We start from the raw sequence: 24,320 nt of genomic DNA on the forward strand, positions 1-24,320 counted from the left end.
TCCCCGCAGCGGGCGGGGACCATATTCACCGAATCTGCACAGGCCATCCATTCGCAGCCGACATCGTGCCGCCATATGTTGCGGCGACACGAGCGCGAAAGGACCGCCATGCCCCGATCGATCAATCCGCACCTGCTCGGCTGGGGCGGGGTACTGCTGTCACTGGCGCTGCCTGCGCTGCTGGGCGCGCCATGGACATTGTCCGACTATGGCTTTGCCGGGCTATTGTTCGCACTGGCCGGCGGCGCGGTCGAACTGGGGCTGCTGGCATCGTCGAACATCGCCTATCGCCTCGGCACGATGGTCGCGGTCGTCACCGCCTTCCTGCTGATCTGGGTCAATGCGGCGGTCGGATTTCTCGGGAACGAAGCCAATCCCGCCAATGCGGTCTTCGGCATCGTCCTGCTGGTGGCACTGGGCGGGGCGGTGCTCGCCCGCTTCGCTGCGCACGGCATGGCACTGGCAATGACCGCCGCCGCCATCGCACAGGCACTGGCCGGGGTCGTCGGCTGGAACCTCGGCTGGGCATCACCGGGCGAGGCGGGCCTTTACGAAGTAGCGCTGGGCACCGGTATCTTCTGCACGCTGTGGGCGATCAGCGCCGCGCTGTTCGCCCGCGCCGCGCGTCAATCGGCCCAGAGGCGCACCGCCAGCCCTTCGATATAATCCGCCGCCCGTGCCGCAGCCTGCCCGTCGTAGAGCACGGCCAGCGCCGCCGGATCGAGCGCCTTCGCCTGGTCCAGCAGCCCGCGCCACGGGCTGAGCGACCCCGGCCATTGGTGCAGCGCCACCGCCGCACCGACCTCGGCCAGCCGATCGGCCTTGCGCGTCTGTTCGGCGAAATAACGCCATTCGGGCGCGCAGATATAGGGGCGGCCGACCCGGGCGATTTCGTGCACCGTATTGTCGCCCGCCGAAGCGATGACGACATCGGCGGCGGCGATATGGTCGGTGACGCCCTCGACCCAGCCCTTCTCCACCAGATTACCGAAATCGGTCTCATGCCCCTCGCGGTGGACCGGACCGATCACCAGCCACAGCGCGTCCGGCACAGCGCGCGCCGCCATGGTCAGCGGGGCATAAGGCGTTCCCGCCCCGCCCCCGCCGGTCAGCACCAGCACGACTTCCTTCGCAGGATCGATGCCCAGTTTCGCCCGCGCCTCGGCCTTGGTCGGCACGGCATCGGTCGTGGTGCACAGGCCGCCGGTGTAGCAGGTCTTGGCCCGTCCCCAGTCGGGGAAATCATCCTGTTCGATTCGCTGGTCGAACGGCGCCAGCAGGCCGACGCACGCCTGATACGCGCCCAGATGCCCCGGATCGGTGCGATCGCCATGCATGCGGATCTTGATCGCCGGCACGCTGGCGATGCGCGACAGCAGCGCGATCTCCGCCGAAACGTCGACCACGAACAGCGCCGGCGCGGCATCGTCGAGATGGTCGAGGATCGTCCGCATCGTCCGCCGCGTCGCCTCCACCCCCAGCGGTACGCAGTGCAGCACCTCGGGCGTCGGCTGATCGAACAGCGCCTTGGTCGGCACCGGCGCACCGATCATGTTGGGCAGCGCGACGATCTCGATCGGTCGGTCGAAGCCATCGAACAATTCGGGCCTTGCGCACAGGATCGTCACCCGTCGATCGGCGGGAAGTTCGCGGATGATCGCCATCGCCCGGTTGGCATGGCCACGGCCCTGATGATGGATGAAAAAGGTGATCGGCCGCGTCGTCTTCATTTGCCCCCCGGAGAAACCCGATTTTCTGCAAGTGCAGCAACGCAGGGGAACCGTTGCCGGCTCCCCGCGTAACCGGCATGAAGAAAATTATTTCAGAATCACAACGATTTCCGATGATTCAGATGGGAATATGCACTGCATGACGACGCATGACGGCTGGTCCAATCCGCGCCCCGGCCTGACGATCCTGCGCCGTGGCGACGCGCCGATCCGTGCGATCCAGGTCTATGGACAGCGTTGCTCGGGCACCAACGTCCTGATCCGCTCGATCGAGGCCAATCTCGGCCGCGCCGCCTTTACCGAAAGCTATGGCTTCAAACATTGGTTCGTGCCCGAACAGGTACTGTTCCCGCGCGACGTGATGGTGCTGGCGGTGGCGCGCGATCCGGTCGACTGGGTGCGCAGCCTGCACCGCCAGCCATGGCATGCCCATCCCGAACTCAAGACGCTCGGCTTCTCCGACTTCATCCGCGCGCCATGGCACAGCTATTGGGACAGCGAATTCTGGGGGGTCGAGGACGATCATCCGGTGCTGGGGCGCGAGATGCTGCACGAACGCTGCCCCGACACCGGCGAACGCTTCGCCAACCCGCTCGCCAAGCGCACCTCCAAGCTGCGCCATTGGGCCGGCTTGCACGACAGGGCGCACCATGTCGCGCTGCTGAGTCACGAGGCATTCGTCTCCGATCCGGCGGGGGTGATCGCCGATCTGGCCGCTGCGACCGGGCTGAAGACGGCGGAGCCGTTCGTCGCGCAGGACACGTACAAGGGACAAGGCCGGCGCGCCTTCACGCCCACGACTTATGCCCCGGTGTCCGACGCCGACCTCGCCCATATCCATGCATGGCTCGATCCGTCGGTCGAGGCGCGTTACGGCTTCATGATTCCCGAACCGCAGGCGCAGGCGGCCGAGTAAATTCGGTTCACGCGAAGGCGCGGAGACGCGAAGGGGTCGCGTTCCGGGCAACCCTGCGAGATCGGGAGACGCCTGTTCACGTTGCTACGGAAGCAAGGCCGCTCGCCCGAGATGGTCTTGCCAGTGGCGCAACTCCTTCGCGTCTCCGCGTCTTCGCGTGAACCCTATCTTCCTTCGGCCCTGGCCTGCCGCACCGACACCGCCAAAGCCACCGTCAACACCCCGGCGATAAAGGCCCAGATCGCCAGCCCCTGCCACGGCGTATAGCTCAACCACTCATCGGCGACGGTCCGCAGATAGCCCGGATCGAACCGTTCCCGGAACACCGCCACCGCCAGCGCGCGCGGCTCGTTCTGCGGCGCGGTGATCTCGGCACTCGCGATCGCCATGTTGAGCGTCACTGATCCCGCCAGCAGCGCCGCGACGGCAATCCGCGACCAACGCGTCGCCCGTGCCCAGAACGCGCCGATGCCGATGCACAGGAACCCGACCGCCGGCAGCGCATGACGCGGCCCGGTCGCATTGCCGCCGTCCCAGTAATAATAGGAAGCGTTGATCAGGAACGGCACCACCGCCCCCGCCACCGCCAGCCAGCCAACAGCGCGGGTGGCGGGATCGCGTACCAGCATCGCCAGCCCGAACGGCGCGACGATCAGGATCGGCGCGACCCACAACATGCCGCGCCGCTCGCCGAGGATCAGTTCGTACAGCACATAGGGCTTGGGATAGGTCAGCCCGAACAGCCCCTCCTGCATCCCCGCGAAATCGGTGACGCCCGAATAGCCGAGCCGGAACACCGTCCCGAACGCGAGCAGATTATAGGCGAGCAGCACGACCAGCGCGCTCGTGCCCGAGACCAACGCGACGACGACGGTCCGCACCGCATCGGCACGCGGCAACGCCCGCAACCGCCAGAGCGCGAAGCCAGCGACCGGCAGCCCGGCGATCAGCGCCGAATGCTCGATCAACACCGCCCAGCCAAGTGCCAGCCCGGCGACGACCGCATCGCGACGCGACCGCTCCGGCCCGGTCCCGCGCCACACCGCCCAGGTGGCGATCACCAGCAGCGCCGCGACTGGGGCATGGCCGAAGATCGTCGTCGACCAGCCCCAGACGGTGGTGCCGAGGCCATAAGCAAGTGCGGCGACCGCCCCCGCCTCGACATCGCCGGTCACCCGCCGCACCAGATCGTAGAGCAGCATCGCCGCCAGCGCGCTCAACACCGCGCAGATCGTGACGGCGACCAACCGGATGCGGATCTTCAGGAAACGGTTGAAATCGCGATTTTCGAAGCCGGGAATGAAATCATCCGCGCGCTGCCCCGACACGCGATCGGCAAGCACGACGGCGGGGATGGAGAGCACCGACATCCCCGGCGCCTTGTCCGAATAATAATGGTCGCCGAACTGCGCCTTGTCGATCGTTAGGGGGGCGAATTCGTCGATCGTCGCATCACGATGTTCAACCAGCGACAGGGTGGCGAACATGCGGACCGCGTTGTTGGGATTGAATTCCCACGATCCGAACCAGGCGCAGGAGAACCAGACGAGCAGCGCGATCAGCCACGCCACCGGATCGCGGTGGAGCGACACGACCGACGCCGTCATGCGATCAGAAGACCCGGTTCAGCAGCAGGTAGAGCGACCCCGACAGCAGCACCGATACCGGCAGCGTCAGCACCCACGCCATCAGCAGGTTGCGCACCGTCGACGTCTGCAATCCCGACCGGTTCGCCGCCATCGTACCGGCAACGCCCGACGACAGGACGTGCGTGGTCGACACCGGCAGGCCCAAGCTGTCGGCACCGAAGATCGTGCCCATCGCCACCAGTTCGGCCGACGCGCCCTGCGCATAGGTCAGGTGGGTCTTGCCGATCTTTTCCCCGACGGTGACCACGATCCGCTTCCACCCGACCATCGTGCCGAGACCCAGCGCGAAGGCGACCGCGACCTTGACCCAGAGCGGAATGAACCGCGTGCCGGCGTCGAGCGAACCACGATAGTCGGTCAGCACCTTCTGATCGGCGTCGTTCAGGCCCAGCGACTTTTCCTTGGCCATGCGCTTCACCGCTTCCGACGCGAGATACATGTCGTTGCGCATATTGCCGCTGACCGCCGCCGGCACCTTCGCCAGCGAACCATATTCACGGACCTGCCGGTCGATCGTGCCGACCAAAGCGGTGACGGCGGGCACGGTTTCGGCATTAAGCTTGCGCTCGGTAATATAGCGCTGCGTCTGGCTGCGCGCGGCGGTGTCGTCGAGACCGACCCGTGCGCCGCGCGGGGTCAACACCTGCACCGCCGCCGCGCTGTTGGTGGCGAACTGCGCCTCATATTCGGCGGGAACCGCGCGGTTGAGCGCATAGGCGGTGGGCACCGTGCCGATCAGGATCAGCATGATCAGCCCCATGCCCTTCTGCCCGTCGTTCGACCCGTGGGCGAAGCTGACGCCGGTGCAGGTGAAGATCAGCAGCGCGCGGATCCACAGCGGCGGCGGCGTGTCGCCGACCGGCGCCTCGTACAGCTTGCGGTTGCGGACCAGCGTCTTCATCGCGAGGAACAGCAGCGCGGCGACGCCGAAGCCGATCATCGGCGAGATCAGCAGCGCCTTGCCGATCTCGGTCGCCTTGTCCCAATCGACGCCGGCCGACCCGTTGCGCCCCTGCACGATCGCATTGGCGACGCCGACGCCGATGATCGACCCGATCAGCGTGTGCGACGACGACGACGGAATGCCGAGCGCCCAGGTGGCAAGGTTCCACACGATCGCCGCGATCAGCAGCGCGAACACCATCGCGAAGCCGGCGGACGACCCGACCTGCAGGATCAGTTCGATCGGCAGCAGCGAGATGATGCCGAACGCGACCGCGCCGGTCGACAGCAGCACGCCGAGGAAGTTGAAGAAACCCGACCACACCACCGCGACATGGGCGGGCATCGAGTTGGTGTAGATCACGGTCGCGACCGCATTGGCGGTGTCGTGGAACCCGTTCACGAATTCGAAGCCCAGCGCTATAATGAGCGCGAGCACCAGCAGCGCGAAGGGCATCAGCGTCAGCGGATCGACGCTGGCCGCCGCCGCGTCGTGATAGACGTTGTAGACGACATAGCCGAGTGCGGCGACGATCGCCGTGGCGAATCCAAACGTACCGGCGCGGCCGAAGCCGTCGTCCAGTTTCGGGCCGGGGCGTCCATCCCGCTCCAGCGCTGCGCTCGTCATCGAAATTCCCCTGCCGAATTGGACGAATCGCCCTACTGGCGAAGTGTGACAGTTCCACACCGCCCCCGCGTCGGCATCGCGATCGGCGAGGCGCCCATAGCGGATGGAAGATGCTTTGGCGATATGCCGCGCATATGCGTACGATTCCGGAACGCCTGCGTCACCGGCCCGCCACACTATGCGCGCACAATGCCGGTCAGGGCAGGATGCGCAGCCGTTCGATCACCACGCCCGGATCGATCATCCACAACCGGACGCGGTGCCGCCCGGCCTTCGCCACCGGATGGCGCGACCGCGTTGCGCGCACCGCGTTGCTGACCGCCGCCGCCCATTCCTTTTCGCCGGTGCCTTTCCACAGGTCGATCACCTGCGGCGCGGCATCGTCGATGGCGATGGCATAGCGCCGCCCGCTGCCGGTGACATCCAGCGACGGCGCGGCCAGCACCTCGACCGTCGCGGTGCCGGCGGGGAGCGTGACGCTATAGTCGAGCGCCGGTCCCTTGCCCGGCACCTGCGCCGCCGCCGTCTGCGGCCACGGCATCACCGCGCGACCGGCGATGCCGAGGCCGGGCACCGTCACCCAGCGCACCGCGCCAGCCGAGCGGGTGGCGCTAAACGCCACCGCGTCGATCTCGGTCGCCTTGGCTGGCGGCTGGACCGCAACCGGCGTGCGCGGCGTGCCGGGGGCGACGCGGCGGACGGCGGGCATCACATCGGTGTCGGGCTGCTGCCAGCTCGTATAGCCGATATGCGTCTGCGCCATCATGTGCCGCCACTTGCCGCCGTTCAGCCCCTCGTACCGCGCGCGGATCGCACGATCGTTGGCGAACAGGCGCTGGGCCTCGTCCGCCAGACCGTTCGCCGCCGGATCGCCCGCCGCCGCCGCCGCGCGGTTGCGCGCGACCGTGACGTACAGCCGGGCGAGATTGCCCGCCGCCTCGACCGGATGCGCGACCAGTTGATAGAATGCGTCCGTCGCCGCCACCTTCGGCCGCACCGCCGCGACATCGCGGTCGAGCGCCGCCCATTCGCCCAGCACCCGGTCGGCGGTGCCATCGGTCAGGCTCCAGCTATCGGGCGACCAGAGTTCGGGCTTCTGCCGCGCCAGATAGCGGGTCGTCCGGTCGAGGATCGACGCGATCGCCGCCGCCTGCCCTGCCCCGAACTGTTCGGCGGCCCAGCGGCGATGATAGTCCGCCATCGCCTCCATCGTCATCGCCTTGGGATTCCACGCCATGTCGAGGAAGAAGCTGGTCGGCAGCTCCATCGGCTTCAGGTCGCCGACATTGACGATCCACATCCTCTCGACGCCATGCGCGTCCGCCAGCGCCATCTGCTCCCACGTCCGCGAGATCTGGTTCGTATTGAGCCATTTGTAGTTGCGTGGCCCACCGACATAATCGAAATGATAATAGACGCCATAGCCACCCGGCCGCGTTTCCCCGACCTTGGGCAGGCGACGGATATTGCCCCAATTGTCATCGGCGAACAGCAGGGTCACGTCGTCGGGCACGCGCATCCCGGAATCATAATAGTCCTGCACTTCCTTGTAGAGTGCCCAGACCTGCGGCGTCTGCGCGGCGGGCCTGCCGGTCACCTCGGCGATGATGCCGCGCTGGTCGGCGACGATGCGTTCGAGCAGCTTGGTCGCGGTACCGCTGGTCATCGGTTCGTCGCCGTCGCCGCGCATGCCGACCGTCACCACCGCGTCGCGCCCGGCGTTGCGCACGATCCCGTCGCGCCAGAAGCCGCGCAGCTTCTCGTCGTTGGTCGTATAGTCCCACGCCCCGCCCTTGCCCCGCGCCCATTCGACATGCGCGCGCTGCATCGGTTCGTGGTGCGAGGTGCCGAGCACGATCCCCATCCGCTGCGCCAGTGCCGCACTCGCCGGATCGTCCTGCCACAGCGACTTGCCCCACATCGCCGGCCACAGATAATTGCCCTTCAGCCGCAGCGTCAGTTCGAACACCCGCTGATAGAAGCGCGCATTGATCCCGCCGAAACTGCTGCGCGCCCATTCGCCGAGCGCCGGCTCCTCGTCGTTCAGGAAAATGCCGCGATAGCGCACCTGCGGCGCATCGATCCGCCGTCCGGCGGTCACATACAGGTTCGGCCGCACCGGCACCGGCACATCGGCCCACCAGGCCCAGGGCGACACCCCCGCCCGCCGCGACAGGTCGTAGGTGCCGAAGATCGCCCCGCGCTTGTCGGCGCCGACGATCACCAGCGCGCGGGCGACGCCCGGCATCGGTGCCTCGACCACCTGCTGGACATAGCCTTCCCAGCGGCCCTTCAGTGTCGAGACGTCCAGCTTGCCCTCCGCGACCAGCGCATCGATCGCCGGGCTTTGTCCCAGCACGCCGATCAGCACCGCGCGGTCCTGCGCCCGGCCGCTGCGTCCGGCGAGCGCGTTGAGGTCGCCCGCCAGATCCTCTGCGGCATCGCGCACCCCGGCATCGGCCATGGGTTCGACGACCACCCGCGCCGGCTGCCCGCCCGCGATCAGCGTCATCGCACCCGACGACGCCTTGTCACAGATCGCAACGGTACCGGTGCACGCCAGCGCCGGGGTGGAGCCGAGCAGCGCGATCGTCACGGCAAACAAGCAGGTACGCATAGACACTATCCTCGAATCAACGCAGCGCGGTGACGACGACGCGCGTCGGGGCAAGGCCGTCGGCCTCGGCGATCAGCGTGATCGGCCCAGCCTTCGCCGCCCGCACGATCGCCAGCGCCTTGCCGTTGAAGGCGTTGCGCACGGCGGAGGGAAAGGCGGTCAAGTCGGTCGGATCGCCATTGTCGGTCGCGACCAGCTCGCCCGCCCCCTCGACCCGGAAGCGCACCGGGTTCCCCGCGCGCGGCGAAATCCGCCCCTCGGCATCGACCACATCGACCGTGACGAAGGCGAGGTCGCGGCCGTCGCCCGCGATCCGTGCACGATCGACGCTGGCCTTCAGCGCCGTCGCCGGCCCGGTGGTGACGACGGTTTCGGTCGCCCAGGGCTGGCCGTCCTTCCACGTCACCACCTTCACCTCACCTGGCTGATAGGTGACGAAATCCCAGCGGAAGCGATAGGCATAGGGCGCGCGCTTCAGGCGCCCCTGCGACACGCCATTGACGAACAACTCCGCCTCGTCGGCCGAACTGAACACATGCACCGGCGTCACCTGCCCCTCGCGCCCCGGCCAGCTCCAGTGCGGCAGGATATGCGCGAATTTCAGCTCGGGCCGCCAGCGCGACTGGTACAGCCAGAACCGGTCCTTCGGAAAACCGGCGAGATCGACGATTCCCGAATAGCTGCTGCGCGAGGTATAATAGGGCGTCGGTTCGCCCAGATAGTCGAAGCCGGTCCAGACGAATTCGCCCGCGACCCCCGGATTCTGATCCATCGCCGCGAATTCGCGGTCGGCCGACGATCCGAAATCGGATGCGTGCAGTTCGTACGCGCTGACCTGATGCGTGTCGGGATCGCCGCCCGAACCGGGACGGACCGGTCCGCTGAGGCTGCCCGATACCGGGAACAGATATTCGCCACGACTGCTCAGCGCCGACGCGCTTTCGCTCTCGAACAATACCTTGTCCGGAAATTTCGCGCGGAACGCCGGATATTGTCCCGGCAGGGTGCGGATGCCGCTGCCCTGATAATTGATGTTGATGACGTCCATTTCGGCCGGCAACGGCATGTCGGGCTTGGCATAGTTCATCGCGCTGGTCGCCGGGCGCGTATCCTCCTGCCGCACGATCGACACCAGTTCGCGTGCGATCTTCGCGCCGTCCTCGCCGGTATATTGCTCGCCGACCTCGTTGCCGACACTCCAGAGCATGATCGAGGGATGGTTGCGGTCGCGGCGCAGCATCGCGCGCAGGTCGGCCTCGTGCCAGTCGGGAAAGATCAGGTGGAAATCGAGCGGAGTCTTCTTGCGCTCCCACGAATCGAACACCTCGTCGATCACCAGAAAGCCCATGCGATCGGTCAGCTCGAGCAGTTCGGGCGCGGGCGGGTTATGGCTCATGCGGATCGCATTGACCCCCATGTCGCGCAATATCTCCAGTTGCCGCTCGGCGGCACGGACGTTGAACGCCGCGCCGATCGCGCCCAGATCGTGGTGGTTGTTGACCCCGTTCAGCCGCACCGGCTGACCATTCACCAGCACGCCCTGCGCCCCCGCAAAGCGGATGTCGCGCACCCCGAACGGCGTTTCGTAGCGATCGACCACCCGCCCGTTCACCCGCACCGTCGACAGCGCGACATAGCGGTTGGGGCTCTGGGTCGGCGGCGGTCCCCACAGGCGGGGATTGGTCAGCATCGTGCTGCCGTCGAAGCGTGCGCTGCCCTTGGCCGCAACCATCTGCCGCAGCGGCGCGACGCGCGCCACGACGCCACCGGTGCGCTTGCCCATGGCGTCGAGCGCGAAGACTTCGCTCGCCACCTCGACCTGTGCCGGTGCGCTACCGTCATTGTCGATGGTCAGCGCCAGCGTCACCTCGGCGCGCTGCGCGCTAACGGCCGGCGTGCGGACGATGCTGCCCCACTGGCCGACATGGACCGGCGCGGTCTTGGTCAGCCACAGGTCGCGGTACAGCCCGCCGCCCGGATACCAGCGCGCCGATTCCCCCGGATTGTCGAGCCGGATCGCCAACTGGTTGCGCCCACCGGGCACGACATGCGGCGTCAGGTCGAGCCGCCAGCTATTATAGCCATAGGGCCAGCCACCGATCAGCTTCCCGTTCAGCCACACCGTCGCGTACGACATCGCCCCATCGACATCGAGAAAGATCGACTTGCCCCGATCCTTTGCCGGAATGTCGAGCGTCCGGCGATACCAGCCGATCCCCCAGCTTTTCAGCCGCCCCATGCCGCCATAGGGTCCGTCCTTGATGAACGGCCCGGCGATCGCCCAGTCGTGCGGCAGCGTGACGTGCGTCCACTCCTTGTCGTCATAGTCGGTGCGGACATAGGCGACGTCGCTGCCCGGATCGCCCGCCGGGCGAACGTGGTGCTTGGCGGGATCGGCGATGAAGGCGTTGGCGGTCGGCAGGATCCAGGGTTTGAGCACCCGCGCGGTGTCGGCGGCGACCGTCGCCGCCGCTTCGGGTTCGGCGTCCGCCACCTTGCCGTCGGCGCTGCGTTCGACCGCCGGGCGCACGTCGTAGCGCAGGTCGACGCTGTTGCCCGCCGGATCGCCACGCTGGAACCGCCAGCCATTGTCGATGCGGATGCGCTCGCGCGGCGCCTGTGCCGCGACGGGTGCGATCATCGCAACGACCAGTCCGGTCGACAGGGTAGCGACGTGCCAGTTGGCGGGGCTGAATGGTGGCCGCATATGCTCTCCCGGGATCGCTGGTGCGCGACGAAACCGCACCGGTCGCCGCTTTTCGTTACCGGTATCATCCTTGCCGGATTTCCATACGTCAACCACGTCAGACCGATTTTGCCATTCCAATCGATCGCACTGTCCTGACCGAAATAGGGTACAGGGCTGCAACCTCTCCGAACGTCGTTTCGGATTTGATCTGGCGCTGTGGTGCTGGGTGCGATCGACATTCAAGGACAGCTGAACCTCTCCCCTCCCTGACAAGGGAGGGGTCGGGGGTGGGTCGGCCGGCGAGGGAAGGTGCGTGGTCAACAACGGGCCTACCCACCCCCAGCCCCTCCCTTGTCAGGGAGGGGAGTGGTTCGCCAACGGTTCAGCTGAATTCCGATCGGTCCGGACACTCGTCACCCTACCCGGCAATACGCTTGACCGGCCCGACCAATTTATGCCGACTGGCTTGACGGGGCGAAGGTGATAGCGCTACCAGCCGTAATCGAGCCATTCGCATCGAATATACGCGACCCCGAATTCGGGGCGTTGGTCTGGGAGAGTTGAGATGTTGACGAACACCCTTTTGCGCCGTGCCGGCACCGTGTCGGCGCTCCTCCTGGCCGGCACCGCCTGGCCCGCACTCGCCCAGACCGCGACGACCACCGCCAACGAACCCGCCACGCAACAGACGCAGGACGGGGCCGGCGCGACCCAGCCGACCGCGATCGATTCGACCGATCAGGCCCCGGCCGATCCGTCGCTGACCGGCAATGACGACATCGTCGTCACCGGCTATCGCGCCTCGCTGACCAGCCAGACCAATGCGAAGCGCAACTCGATCGGCTTCACCGACACGATCTTTGCCGAGGATATCGGCAAGTTCCCCGACACCAACATCGCCGAATCGGTCAACCGCATCCCCGGCGTGACGATCAGCCGTGAAGTCACCGGCGAAGGCGCCAACGTCGCGATCCGCGGTCTCGGCACCAACTTCACCCGCGTGCTGCTGAACGGCGCGCCGGTCGCGATCGCCTCGGTCCGCTTCGATGCGCAAAGCACCAATCGCGAGGTCGATCTCGACCTGATCCCGACCGAGCTGTTCACCCAGCTGACCGTCAGCAAGTCGCCGACCGCCAGCCAGATCGAGGGCGGCGCCGCCGGCACCGTCAACCTGCGGTCGGCACGGCCGTTCGACAATCCCAAGCCCTATATCAGCTATGGCCTGCAGGGATCGAAGGTCAGCAGTGCCGACAAATGGGGCTATCGCGGCCATGTGCTGGCGAGCGCCACCTTTGGCGATTTCGGCATCCTCGTCGGCGGCGCGGCGGTCCATAACCAGTTCCGCGTCGACGGGTTCGAAACCATCGGCTGGACCAACCCGAACCTGACCGCGGCGCAGAGCAGCAGCGCGACCCGCAATGCGACCGGCGGCGGCAACTTCACCATCCCGGGCACCGTGCCGGTCAATGCCGGCAACGGCCTGACGACGGGCACCGTCATCGACGAAGCCTTTTTGCTGCGCAACAATCCGGGCGCGACGATCCAGCAGATCGACAACGGCCTGCTCCCGCGCCTCGGTCGCCCTCGCACCGAAATCGGCGAGCGGACGCGCTATAACGGTCTCGTCAGCCTCGAATGGCGGCCGAGCGATGCGCTGCATTTCTATGTCGATGGCATGTATGCAAAGCGCGATACCGAATTCACGCGTACCGCGATGAACTGGGCGGTGCGCAACGGCGCGGCGATCCCGCTCAACACCACCTATGACAAGACCGACTGCGCGGCCGGCTGCACCGTCACCGGCGGCACCTACGCCAATTCGCAGTTCTTCCTCGAATATCGCCCGTACAAGGACACGCAGGATTATTGGGGCGTGAACCCCGGCGTGGAATTTATCGTCAATGATTTCATCAAGGGCGATTTCCAGGCCAATTACACGCAGAGCAATTTCCGCCGCGAAAGCCCGACCTTCCTCGTCATCACCCCGCCCAGCAGCGGCACGACCGTCACCTACAAGAATGACGGCGGCATTCCGTCGATCACCAGCAACATCGACCTGAACGATCCGCGCAACTTCGGCTGGGCCGGCGGCGGTCGCGTCAACCTGAACGGCGAAGAGCGCAAGACCGAAACCCGCGGCATCCGCGGCAGCCTGCTGTTCGGCGACGACCAGCGCTTCAGCGTCCGGGTCGGCGGCGCGTATGACGATACGCAGCGCCGGATCACCCCGTTCGACAACACCAATCCGTGGCAGGCCGCGATCTGCGGCAACAATCCGAACGTCATCCTGCCGGGTCCGAACCGCCAGCCGCTGTGCGACGGCGCGAACCAGCCGGGCACGGTCGCGCCCAGCGGCTACCCGACCTATCCGGGCTATGGCACCGGCTTCACCGCCGGCGGCCAGCCGCTGGTCTATGGTGGTTCGCTGATCCCGACCGCCGCCGTCCCCTCGTTCCTGCTGCCCGGCGACAACGGTTTCGTGACGGTCGACTGGAACAAGGTGAAGGCCGCGACCGGCTATGACCAGCTGCTCGCCGGCGCCACCGAAATCGGTTCGGGCAGCAGCGGCGCCAATGGCGGCCTGATCCGTGAAAAGGTCACCGGCACCTTTATCGAGATGAACGACGTCATCGATATCGGCGACGACGACACGCTGCGGCTGAACGGCGGCGTGCGCTATGTCCGTACCGAACAGATCGTCGGCGGACGCACCACCATTCCGAACCCGCTCAACACCCGCGGCAACGTGACCTGCCCCGGCAGCAGCGCCAACAATTTCGCGCTCGACGGTTCGTGCTACCCGGCGCTCGTCAACTTTACCGAGACGAACCGCCTCTATTCGAACTTCCTGCCCTCGGCGAGCGTCGCCTACAGCTTCGGGCGCAAGGCGGTGGCGCGCGGCTCGATCTCGCGGACGATGACCCGGCCCGATCCGAACCAGCTGCTGCCGGGTGCCTCGTTCACCTCGCCCTCGGCCGATGTCGGCACGCTCGGCAACAATGCGCTCAGCCCGTATATCTCTAACAATATCGATCTCGGCTTCGAATATTATACCGGCGGCGAAGGCGTCATCGCGTTCGCGGCGTTCCGCAAATCGATCACCGGCTTCACCGTCAACGGCATCACCACCGTGCCCTTCTCGACGCTGGAACCGTTCGGCATCACCTTCGCTTCGCTGACCCAGGCGCAGCAACAGGCGCTGCTCGACCGGGCGCGTCCATCGGGCATCGCTCCCGAAGCGGTACCGGTGCAGATCCAGCAGCAGGTCAACGCCGATGGCAAGCTGAAGGTCAATGGTCTGGAATTCCAGGTCACCCAGCCGCTCGATTTCCTGACCCGTTATATCGGCGTCGAAGGCTTCGGCGTGCAGGGCAACCTGACGCTGATCGACCAGCGTGGCGAGGGTCAGGGCGCGCCCGCGATCGCGCTGGGCGTCGCGCCGACCACCTATACGCTGACCGGCTATTATGAAGGCAACGGCCTGTCGACGCGCCTGACCTACACCTACAACGAAGGGTCGCAGGGTTCGGGCCTGAACCAGAACGGCCTGCCCGCCGCCGCGATCTTCGGGCGCAGCTATGGCCAGCTCGACTTCTCGGGCAATCTCGACCTCGGCAAGATCCTCGGCAACGATTACCTGCCGACCGTCGTCGTCAACGTGATCAACATCACCAAGGAAGCGCAGTCGAGCTACTTCCAGTTCCCGAACGCGACCTTCAACGAATACAACCCCGGCCGCACCGTGCTGGTCGGTATTCGCGGGCGCTTCTGATCGGCCCTACCCCTTCCCCCACCTGATGGGCGTGGCCGATCCGTCGGCCACGCCCTTTTCTTTGCTTGACGAAAAGGGGGAGGCGGCGGCACCGGACGCGCGCCATGACCGACCGCATCGATCCGCCGCGCGACCCCCGCGACCTGCTCGACGAACGGACCTGCCAGATGATCTGCCCGATCGCCGCGGCGATGGTCGGCGTCTGCCTGACCGGCATCGGCCTGCTCCACGTCACCATCACCTTTCGCGCACGCCAGACGATCGCCGACGACCTGTTGTCGATCGACGCGTTGATCTTCCTGATCGCGACGCTCAGTTCCTATTTCGCGCTGCGCGTACAGGGGGTGCGGCGACTGCACTGGCTGGAGCGGATCGCCGATGCGACCTTCATCACCGCGATGCTGCTGCTGACCGCCGCCTGCTTCCTCATCACCTATTCGCTCAATCGGTGAAACCCACTCCCCTTCCTGATAAGGAGGGGTCGGGGGTGGGTCGGCCTGCGAGGGAAGGTCACGCCCGCCAACGGGCCAACCCACCCCCGACCCCTCCCTTCCGGGGAGGGGAGAGGCTGAATGTCGATTGAACCTACCATTCTCTCACGCACGACCCACCCCCAGCCCCTCGCTGTCGGGGAGGGGAGCATTTCCCCCCAACATTACCGATTGTTCAGCGCGCGCTGAACGCCCGGCAAGAATGCAGCCGCTACAGCCCGCAGCATGAAGGGGATGCGAGCGATGCGCAGGTGGTTGGCGATAGTGATGGCTGCACTGGCGGTGCCGGCCTGGGCGGCGGAGGTACCCCCGCCCGCCGGCCTGTGGATCAGCCCGCACCATGACGTCGCGGTCCGCACCGCGCCCTGCGGCAACCACCTGTGCGGCTGGGTCGTCTGGGCCAGCGCGACCGCGCAGGCCGATGCCCGCGCCGGCGGCACCGACCGGCTGATCGGCACCGAACTGCTCGAAGACTATGCCGCCGACGGGCGCGGGACATGGTCGGGGACGGTGTTCGTCCCCGACATGGGCCGACACTTCTCGTCACGCATCGAACTGGCCTCTGCCGATCGCCTTCAGATCCGGGGCTGCCTGCTCGGCGAGATGCTGTGCCGGACGCAGCTATGGACCCGTATCGACGCGGTGCCGCATGGTTGAGCTGCGCCGCTGGATCGAACGCTATCGCACGCCCATCGGCGTCCTGATCGTCCTTGCGCTGATCGGCCTCGGCTTCGCAGCACTCGAACATCTGACGCAGGAGGTGCGCTTCGCCGATGTCCGCGCGGCGATGCACGCGCTGTCGCCGCACAGGATCGTGCTGGCCCTGCTGGCGACGGCGGGCAGCTATCTGGCGCTGACCTTTTACGACCTGCTGGCGCTGCGCGTCATCGGCCGGCCGCTGCCGTGGCGCACCGCTGCGCTGGCGTCGTTCACCAGCTATACGCTCAGCCACAATCTCGGCCTTGCCCTCCTGACCGGCGGATCGGCGCGTTATCGCATCTACACCGCCGCCGGACTCGACGGACCCGATGTCGCCCGCATCGTCGCCATCGCCAGCGGCACCTTCTGGGCCGGGGTCGTCAGCGTCACCGGTGCCGCGCTGCTGCTCCACCATGGCCCGCTCGATCTGGTCGGGCTGAAGCTGAGCGCAGGGCAGGTCGCGCTGGCCGGCTGGAGCATCGCGGCGCTGGCGGTCGGATCGCTCGCCGCCTGCGCGCTGGTCCGCACCCCGATCCGCCTGTTCGGCTTCACCCTCCCGCTGCCGACACCGACGCAACTCCTGCTCCAGATCGCCATCGCGCTGATCGACATCAGCTGCGCCAGCGCCGCGTTGTTCGTGCTGATCCCCGGCGCCACCCCGGCGCTGCTCCCCGCCTTCATCCTCGCCTATGCGCTCGGCATCGTCGCCGCGGTCGTCACCCATGTCCCCGGCGGCATCGGCGTGTTCGAGGCGGTGGTGCTGGCGGTCGTCCCCGCCGATCGCGCGGCGCTGTTCGCCGCGCTGATCGCGTACCGCGTGCTCTATTACCTGCTGCCACTCGCGCTCGGCATCCTCGTGCTGGCATGGCATGAAGGTGCGCGACAGCGGCAGCGCTCGGCCCGCTTCCTCTCGGGCATCCGTGTCGTCGCCACCGGCGTTGCCCCGCTCGCCTTGAGCGCGGCGACCTTCACCACCGGCGCGATGCTGCTGCTGTCGGGCTCCCTCCCCTCGGTCCGTGCGCGGATGGGCGACTTGGCGGCGATCCTGCCGCTGCCGATGATCGAGGCGAGCAGCATCGCCGCCAGCCTGACCGGCACCGGCCTGCTGCTGCTCGCCCCCGCCCTCTATCGCCGGCTCGACGGTGCGTTCGTCGCCGCCCGCGCGCTGCTGATCGCTGCCGCACTGTTCTCGATCGGCAAGGGGCTGGATTATGAGGAAGCGACGATCTGCATGACCGTCGCCGCGCTGCTGCAATGGACGCGCAGCGCCTTTTACCGGCGCACGGCGCTCACCAGCCAGCCGATCGGCCCCGGCTGGATCGCATCGGTCGCCGCCGTCATCGCGCTGACGATCTGGGCGGGTTTCTTCGCCTATCGCCACGTTCCCTATTCGGAAAATCTGTGGTGGAAATTCGCGCTGAACAGCGATGCGCCACGCTTCCTGCGCGCGTCGCTGGGCGTGATCGTCATGCTGGCCGGCGCGTGCATCTGGCGACTGATGGCACCGACCACCGTCGCCGCGCGCACCGCCCTGTCGGTGGTCGACGCGACCAGCGTCCACCGCATTCTCGATCAGGCCAATCGCACCGACTCCATGCTGGCACTGACCGGCGACAAACGCTTCCTGCTGTCCGACGCCGGCGATGCGTTCGTCATGTATCAGGTCCACGGCGCCAGCTGGATCGTGATGGGCGATCCGGTCGGCCCGCGCGCGGCATGGGGCGAATTGCTGTGGAACCTGCGCGACCTTGCCGACCGCGAACAGGGGCGGCTGCTGCTCTACGAAGTCTCCTCCCCCGTCCTCGACATCGCGATCGGCATGGGCCTCAACATCGTCAAATATGGCGAGGACGCGGTGGTCGACCTGACCAGCTTCACCCTCGACACCCCCCGCTTGCGCGCGCTGCGCAAGTCGGAACGCGCCGTCGCTCGCAAGGGCGCGAAGCTGCACATCGTCGCCGCCAGCGAACTCGGCACCATCATCGACGAACTCGAAAGCGTGTCCGACGAATGGTTGATGGCCAAGGCGCAGCGGGAAAAGGGTTTCAGCCTCGGCCATTTCGACCGCGCCTATCTCAGCCATTTCGACGTGGCGGTGGTGACGATCGACGACCGCATCGTCGCCTTCGCCAACCTCTGGCTGACTGCCTCCAAGAACGAAGCGTCGGTCGACCTGATGCGCCACCGCATCGATGCGCCGCCGGGAACGATGGATTTCCTGCTGGTCGACCTGATGCTGTGGGCGCAGGCACAGGGCTATGCCCGTTTCTCGCTCGGCATGGCGCCGCTGTCGGGGATCGAGGATCGCCGGCTCGCCCCCGCCTGGGCGAAGGCGGCGGCGTTCATCTTCCGCCATGGCGAACGCTTCTACGGTTTTCGTGGGCTTCGCACCTATAAGGAGAAGTTCGCGCCCGGTTGGGAGCCGCGCTACATCGCCGGCCCCGGCGGCATCGGCCTGTTACAGGCTTTGCGCGACCTCTCCCGCCTGATCGGCCGGCCGCAGCCCGCGCGATATCTGCCCCCCGCCCCCGTTCCCGCCCCGACGCACCCGGAAGTCCTTCCATGAGCCTGTCGCGCCGCCACCGCCTGCGCCGCCGGATCGGTATCGGCGCGCTTCTCGCCGGACTGCTGGTCCTGCTCGGCCTTGCCGCCCCCGCGCTGCACCTGATCGATACCCAGTCGATCCGCCTATTTCAGGGCCGCAAGCATCCCGACGTCGTCGCCGTCTATTTCTCGGGCGACATGGGCCTGCGCTTCGGCATGGGCAGTAAGGTCGTGCCGGCGCTCGCCGCGCACGGCATTCCGGTGATCGGGGTCAGTTCGCCGGTCAATTTCAGCACGGAGCGCAGCCGGGCGCAGGCCGATGCCATCGTCGCCGGCGCGATCCGCACTGCGCTCGCGCAGACCGGGGCACACCGCGTCATCCTGATGGGCCAGTCGTTCGGCGCGGATATCATCTCGGCCATCGCGCCCGACCTGCCTGCCGACCTGCGGGCAAAGGTCGCGGCGATCAACGTCGTCGTGCCGGCACAGACCGTCTTCTTCCGCTCCGACCCGACCGGAATCCTCTATCACGGCACGCCCGACGCCCACCCGGAGGCAGGGATGCGCGCGCTGCGCTGGGCGCCGGTCATCTGCATCTATGGCAGGCAGGAAACCGAGAGCCTGTGTCCGACCCTGCGCGGCAGCGGCGCGCAGGTCGTCGGCCTGCCCGGCGGCCATTTCCTGCGGAACGACGACCAGTTGCTGATCGCCACCATCCTCGCCACGCTGCGCACCGCCGATCCGTCGATCCTGACATGAAGATTCTGGTCCTGCGGCCTTGAACCGGACACTTTGTCCGCTTATTGTGCGATGCAGCGGACGATGGGGCGTTCCGCGACTCTTCGGAACGACCGCATATGACCGACCAGCAGCCCAGCGAAGCGCCTGCCACCGTGCAGGAAGAACCTGTCCGGACCCGCAAGAATGGCCGGGCAAAGGTCATTCTGCTGCTCCTGCTCGTCGTCGCGCTGGTCGCCGGTATCTGGTGGTACATCGGCTACCAGAATCACGGCAAATATATGCAGGAGACCAACGACGCGACCGTGCAGGCGGACATGGTCACCATCGCCCCGCGCGTGTCGGGCTATGTCGCCGAGGTGCTGGTCCGCGAGAATCAGGACGTGAGCGCCGGCCAGCCGCTGGTCCGCATCGACCCGCGCGACGCCCGCGCGACTGCGGCGCAGGCCGAGGCGCAGATCGCCGTCGCCGGCGCGCAGGCCGATACCGCCCGCGCCCAGATCGCCGAACAATATGCCGCGATCGATCAGGCGCGCGCGCAACTCGCCGCCGCGCGCAGCAAGGCCGCCTATGACGCCGCCGAGGTCGCGCGCTATCGCCCGCTTGCCGCCTCCGGCGCCGAAACCCGCCAGACGCTCGCGCAACTCGAGGTCACCGCTCGCCAGTCCGCCGACAATGTCCGCGCGGCGGAGGCCGCCGTCGCCGCGCAGCAGCGCCGCATCGGCTCGCTCGACGCCCAAGTCGCACAGGGCCGCGCGCAGGGGCAGGCCGCCCGCGCCCAACTTGCCGCTGCCAGCGTCGATGTCGGCGCGACGCAGCTGACCGCGCCGATCGGCGGCCGGATCGGCGACCGCACGGTGACGATCGGGCAGTATGTCCAGGCCGGCACGCGGCTGATGTCGATCGTGCCGCTCGACCGCCTCTACATCACCGCCAATTTCAAGGAAACGCAGCTGGCGCTGATGCGGCCGGGCCAGCCGGTTGAGATCCATGTCGACGCGCTCGACGACGTGGCCGTGAAGGGTCGCGTAGAGAGCCTAGCACCCGGCACCGGAGCGCAATTCTCGCTGCTGCCGCCGCAGAACGCGACCGGCAACTTTACCAAGATCACCCAGCGCGTGCCGGTCCGCGTCTCGATCGAGGCGACGCCCGCCGCCCGCCGCCTGCTGGTCCCCGGCCTGTCGGTGACCGTCACCGTCGACACCAGATCGGCGAAAGACGAGATCGAACAGCTTCGCGAGCAGGCGGGCCGCTGACATGGCCAGCGCGGCGATGACCGCCGCCGCCCCGCCGCAGCGCGCCGATCTGGGCGCGTGGCTGGCGGTGATCGCCGGCAATCTCGGCGCGCTGATGGCGACTCTCGACATCTCGATCGTCAATTCGGCGCTCCCGACCATTCAGGGGGAGATCGGCGCCAGCGGGACCGAGGGGACGTGGATCGCCACCGCCTATCTGGTTGCCGAAATCGTCATCATCCCGATGGCGGGCTGGTTGCAGCGGATGCTGGGCCTGCGCACCTTCCTGCTGATCGCCGCCGGGCTGTTCACGATTTTCTCGATCGTCTGCGGCATCGCCACCACGCTGCCGATGATGATCATCGGCCGCGTCGGACAGGGGTTTACCGGCGGGGCGATGATCCCGACCGCACAGACGATCATCGCCCAGCGCCTGCCGCGATCGCAGCAGCCGATCGGCATCGCCGTGTTCGGTGTGACCGCCATTCTCGGCCCGGTGCTGGGGCCGCTGGTCGGCGGCTGGCTGACCGAGAATATCAGCTGGCACTATGCCTTCTTCCTGAACATCCCGATCTGCGCGATCCTCGTCACGCTGCTCCTCGTCGGCCTGCCGCATGAAAAGGCGAAGCTGGAGCTGTTCCGCGAGGCCGACTGGTTCGGCATCGCCGGTTTGGCGCTCGGCCTCGGCGGGCTGACCGTGTTCCTTGAGGACGGGCAGCGCGAACAATGGTTCGATTCCGAACTGATCCGCTGGATGGCGTTTGTCAGCGCGGTCGGCTTCGGCCTGCTCTTCTATGGACAGACGACGGCGCAGCGCCCGATCATCAAGCTGAAACTGCTGCTCGACCGGCAATTCGGATCGGTCGCGCTGATGGGTGTGGTGCTCGGCATCGTCCTCTACGGCACCAGCTACGCCATCCCGCAATTCCTCGCGGCACTCGCCAATTACAACGCGTTGCAGGCGGGGAAGGTCGTACTGCTCTCGGGCATCCCGAGCCTGATCCTGATGACGATGGTTCCGATCCTGCTCAAACGCGTCGATATCCGCATCGCGGTATCGGCCGGGCTGCTGATCATGGGCACCGCCGCGCTGCTCGACGCGAACCTGACCGCGCAGTCGTCCGGCCCCGACTTCACCGTGTCGCAGCTGCTGCGCGGCGTCGGCCAGATATTGGCGATGCTGTTCCTGAGCCAGGCCTGCGTCCGCTCGGTCCCGCCCGAGGATGCGGGCGACGCGTCGGGCCTGTTCAACGCGGTGCGTAATCTGGGCGGTAGCTTCGCGCTCGCCGGCATCTCGATCCTGCAGGAACAGCGCATGTATTTCCATTCACGCCGGATCGAGGAAAGCCTGAACGCCAACAGCCCGTCGGTGCAAAGCTATGTCACCGGCCTCGGCCAGTCGGTCGGCGACCATAGCGCGGGCCTGCGCCTGCTGTCGCAACAGATCGCGCAACAGGCACTGACCATGACGTATAACGACATCTTCTGGATCATGGGCGTCGGCGCCTTCGCCGTCCTGCCGTTGGTCCTGTTCCTGCGGCCGCTGCCCACGGGCGCCGAACCGGCAATGGTGCACTGATGACCCGATCGCTTCCCCTGCTCGCCCTGTTGCTGCTCGGTGCCTGCACCGTCGGCCCCAACTATGCCGGTCCGCCGGCGACCGCATCCGACGCGAACCGTTTCGTCCGCGCGACCGATGCGGCGCTTGCCCCCACCCCCGGCCTCGCCCGCTGGTGGGAAGGGTTGAACGACCCGCTGCTCACCCGCCTCGTCGACGACGCGCTGACCCATAGCCCGACCATCGACGTAGCGACCGCCCGCCTGCGCGAGGCCGAAGCGCGGCTCGGGCAACAGCGCGCCGGACAACTTCCCAGTGCCAGCGCCAACGGCACCGCGATCTTCGCCGAACTCCCCCCGATCGAACCGGGATCGGGCGGCACCAGCGCCAGCTTCTACAATCTCGGCCTCAATGCCTCGTGGGAGGCCGACCTGTTCGGCGGCGGCCGCCGGACGGTCGAACAGGCACAGGCGACCGCCGGTGCCCGTCGTGCCGACCTTGCCGACGCACAGGTGTCGCTGTCGGCGGCGGTCGCGCAGGCCTATGTCGCGCTCCGCGACGTACAGGCGCGCATGGCGCTCAGCGACACCAACACCCGCTTGCAGCAGCGCCAGCTCGACCTGACCCGCCAGCGTTTCGCCGCCGGAACCGCCTCCAAACTGGCCATCGAGCGGCTGCAGACGCAATTGGAAAATACGCAGGCGGAGGCGATCCCGCTCGCAGCGCAACGCGACGAATATCTGAACCAGCTGGCGGTACTCACCGGTCGCACCCCGGGCACGCTCGACCCGACGCTGGCCGCGCCTGCCCCGGTGCCGCTCCCCCCGCAAAGCGTCGCGGTCGGCGATCCCGCCGCGCTCATCGCCCGCCGCCCGGACATCCGCGCCGCCGAGCGCCAGCTTGCCGCCGGCACCGCCGCGATCGGGGTGAGCAAGGCGCGCGAACTGCCCGGCATCCGCTTCCTCGGGCTGTTGGGTCTCGGCGGCACCTCGCCCGAAAAGATCTTCGACCTCGGCAATCTCGCCGCGCTCGCCGTGCCGTCGCTCAACTGGTCGTTCCTCGACTTCGGTCGCGCGAAGGCCGCGACCCGCGTGTCAGAGGCGCAGCGCGATCAGGCCGACGCAACCTATCGCCGCACCGTGCTCGACGCGTTGCAGGATGCCGAAACCGCGCTGTCGCGCTTCGGCAACCGCCGCCGGCAACTGGGGCAGCTGGTCCAAGTAGAGGCGACCGCCGCCCGCGCCGCGGCGCTCAACCGCCAGCGGGTAGCGGCGGGCACCGCGACGCTGATCGACCAGCTCGACATCGAACGCCAGCAGGTGTCGGCCGCCAGTGCCGTGGCACAGGCGCGCGCCGGGCTGACGCAAAGCTATATCGCGGTGAACAAGGCGCTGGGCCTTGGCTGGACCGACCCGGTCAGCTCGGACGCAACCCCGTAAACAACAGCCGCAGACCCGTCTCGATCTGCACGCCGACCTCGTCGTCGCTCATCACCGGCAGCACCAGACTGCCCGCCATGCGCAACGCGATGACCAGATCGCGGGGGGTGGCGTCGGCCCGCACCTCGCCACGCCGCTGCGCCGCGTCGAGCGCGGGGGCGAGGATCGCCTCCATCCGCACCCCCAGCGCCTGAAACGCGGCGCGGTTGGCATCGTCCAGATGCAGTTCGGCCGAAATCCGCGCGAACAGCGAAAACGCCCCCGCGCCGGTACGGACCATCGTCGCGATCGTCTGCGCGATCGGCGCATCGGGATCGAGCATCGCCGCCAGCCGATCGACCGCGCGCGAAAAGATCGCCAGCGCCAGCGCCTCGCGATCGTCGAAATTGCGATACAGCGTCGCCCGTCCGACCCCGGCGGCGGCGGCAACCGTCTCCAGCGGCACGCCGTAACCCTGTTCGGCGAAACAGGCCGCCGCCGCATCGATCAGCGCATCGCGCCGCAACTGCGCATCGCGGCGCGGCGCGCGGTTCGGCCGTGGCCCGGCGTGGTCGTTCATAACCCTTTCCTACCGGGATTTGCCGGTAACGTCACCGCCTTCGCTCCCCTCCCTGACAAGGGAGGGGTCGGGGGTGGGTAGGCCCGCGAGGGAATGTCACGCCCGCCCCAAGCC

General features: G+C 67.4%; 16 protein-coding genes. 10 read left to right on the forward strand and 6 right to left on the reverse strand.

Going from position 1 to position 24,320, the window contains the following annotated elements:
* Positions 1–108: 108 nt before the first annotated feature.
* Positions 109–666, forward strand: coding sequence for a hypothetical protein (locus ASE59_RS18500; RefSeq protein WP_056459927.1), 558 nt, complete (start codon positions 109–111; stop codon positions 664–666).
* On the opposite strand, the gene ASE59_RS18505 is transcribed toward ASE59_RS18500, so the two are convergent.
* Positions 627–1,730: a glycosyltransferase gene (locus tag ASE59_RS18505; RefSeq protein WP_056459931.1), complete on the reverse strand. Its 1,104-nt coding sequence runs from the start codon at positions 1,728–1,730 to the stop codon at positions 627–629. The two genes, ASE59_RS18500 and ASE59_RS18505, sit on opposite strands and share 40 nt — an antisense overlap.
* Positions 1,731–1,869: 139 nt before the next feature.
* On the opposite strand from ASE59_RS18505, the gene ASE59_RS18510 reads away from it, so the two are divergent.
* Positions 1,870–2,646, forward strand: coding sequence for a hypothetical protein (locus tag ASE59_RS18510; RefSeq protein ID WP_056459933.1), 777 nt, complete (start codon positions 1,870–1,872; stop codon positions 2,644–2,646).
* Positions 2,647–2,810: 164 nt separating this feature from the next.
* On the opposite strand, the gene ASE59_RS18515 is transcribed toward ASE59_RS18510, so the two are convergent.
* The 4 genes from ASE59_RS18515 to galB all read right to left on the reverse strand — a co-directional run bounded on the left by ASE59_RS18515 (position 2,811) and on the right by galB (position 11,189).
* Complete coding sequence (locus tag ASE59_RS18515; protein WP_056459936.1) at positions 2,811–4,253, reverse strand: glycosyltransferase family 39 protein; 1,443 nt, start codon at positions 4,251–4,253, stop codon at positions 2,811–2,813.
* A 4-nt stretch (positions 4,254–4,257) separates the two neighbouring features.
* A complete protein-coding gene (locus tag ASE59_RS18520; RefSeq protein WP_200913345.1) occupies positions 4,258–5,865 on the reverse strand; it encodes an inorganic phosphate transporter in 1,608 nt (535 codons plus the stop codon).
* A gap of 196 nt (positions 5,866–6,061) precedes the next feature.
* Positions 6,062–8,482, reverse strand: coding sequence for a glycosyl hydrolase 115 family protein (locus ASE59_RS18525; RefSeq protein WP_056459939.1), 2,421 nt, complete (start codon positions 8,480–8,482; stop codon positions 6,062–6,064).
* A 16-nt stretch (positions 8,483–8,498) separates the two neighbouring features.
* Entirely contained in the window at positions 8,499–11,189 is a 2,691-nt protein-coding gene (gene galB / locus ASE59_RS18530; RefSeq protein ID WP_056459941.1) for a beta-galactosidase GalB, read from the reverse strand.
* 547 nt (positions 11,190–11,736) lie between these two features.
* On the opposite strand from galB, the gene ASE59_RS18535 reads away from it, so the two are divergent.
* From ASE59_RS18535 to ASE59_RS18570, 8 genes are all read left to right on the forward strand, one after another.
* Entirely contained in the window at positions 11,737–14,943 is a 3,207-nt protein-coding gene (locus ASE59_RS18535; RefSeq protein WP_056459943.1) for a TonB-dependent receptor, read from the forward strand.
* Positions 14,944–15,047: 104 nt separating this feature from the next.
* A complete protein-coding gene (locus tag ASE59_RS18540) occupies positions 15,048–15,395 on the forward strand; it encodes a hypothetical protein (RefSeq protein WP_056459946.1) in 348 nt (115 codons plus the stop codon).
* Positions 15,396–15,677: 282 nt separating this feature from the next.
* Positions 15,678–16,091: a DUF2147 domain-containing protein gene (locus ASE59_RS18545; protein ID WP_056459949.1), complete on the forward strand. Its 414-nt coding sequence runs from the start codon at positions 15,678–15,680 to the stop codon at positions 16,089–16,091.
* Positions 16,084–18,699, forward strand: coding sequence for a bifunctional lysylphosphatidylglycerol flippase/synthetase MprF (mprF, locus tag ASE59_RS18550; protein WP_056459952.1), 2,616 nt, complete (start codon positions 16,084–16,086; stop codon positions 18,697–18,699). The genes ASE59_RS18545 and mprF overlap by 8 nt, the downstream gene beginning before the upstream one ends.
* Positions 18,696–19,436 (forward strand): AcvB/VirJ family lysyl-phosphatidylglycerol hydrolase, encoded by a 741-nt coding sequence (locus ASE59_RS18555; protein ID WP_056459956.1) that lies wholly within the window; start codon positions 18,696–18,698, stop codon positions 19,434–19,436. Before mprF ends, ASE59_RS18555 begins: the two co-directional genes overlap by 4 nt.
* A 98-nt stretch (positions 19,437–19,534) precedes the next feature.
* Positions 19,535–20,671 carry an HlyD family secretion protein gene (locus ASE59_RS18560; protein ID WP_082458581.1) on the forward strand — a complete coding sequence of 379 codons (1,137 nt, stop codon included), beginning with the start codon at positions 19,535–19,537 and terminating at the stop codon, positions 20,669–20,671.
* 1 nt (position 20,672) lies between these two features.
* Positions 20,673–22,229: an MDR family MFS transporter gene (locus tag ASE59_RS18565; protein WP_056459959.1), complete on the forward strand. Its 1,557-nt coding sequence runs from the start codon at positions 20,673–20,675 to the stop codon at positions 22,227–22,229.
* The gene (locus ASE59_RS18570; RefSeq protein WP_056459961.1) at positions 22,229–23,647 is read left to right on the forward strand and encodes an efflux transporter outer membrane subunit; all 1,419 of its coding nucleotides are present in this window, start codon (positions 22,229–22,231) and stop codon (positions 23,645–23,647) included. Before ASE59_RS18565 ends, ASE59_RS18570 begins: the two co-directional genes overlap by 1 nt.
* On the opposite strand, the gene ASE59_RS18575 is transcribed toward ASE59_RS18570, so the two are convergent.
* Positions 23,625–24,206: a TetR/AcrR family transcriptional regulator gene (locus ASE59_RS18575; RefSeq protein WP_056459964.1), complete on the reverse strand. Its 582-nt coding sequence runs from the start codon at positions 24,204–24,206 to the stop codon at positions 23,625–23,627. The genes ASE59_RS18570 and ASE59_RS18575 overlap by 23 nt on opposite strands.
* Positions 24,207–24,320: the final 114 nt, after the last annotated feature.

The organism is Sphingomonas sp. Leaf10, assembly GCF_001421245.1.
Classification (GTDB): domain Bacteria; phylum Pseudomonadota; class Alphaproteobacteria; order Sphingomonadales; family Sphingomonadaceae; genus Sphingomonas.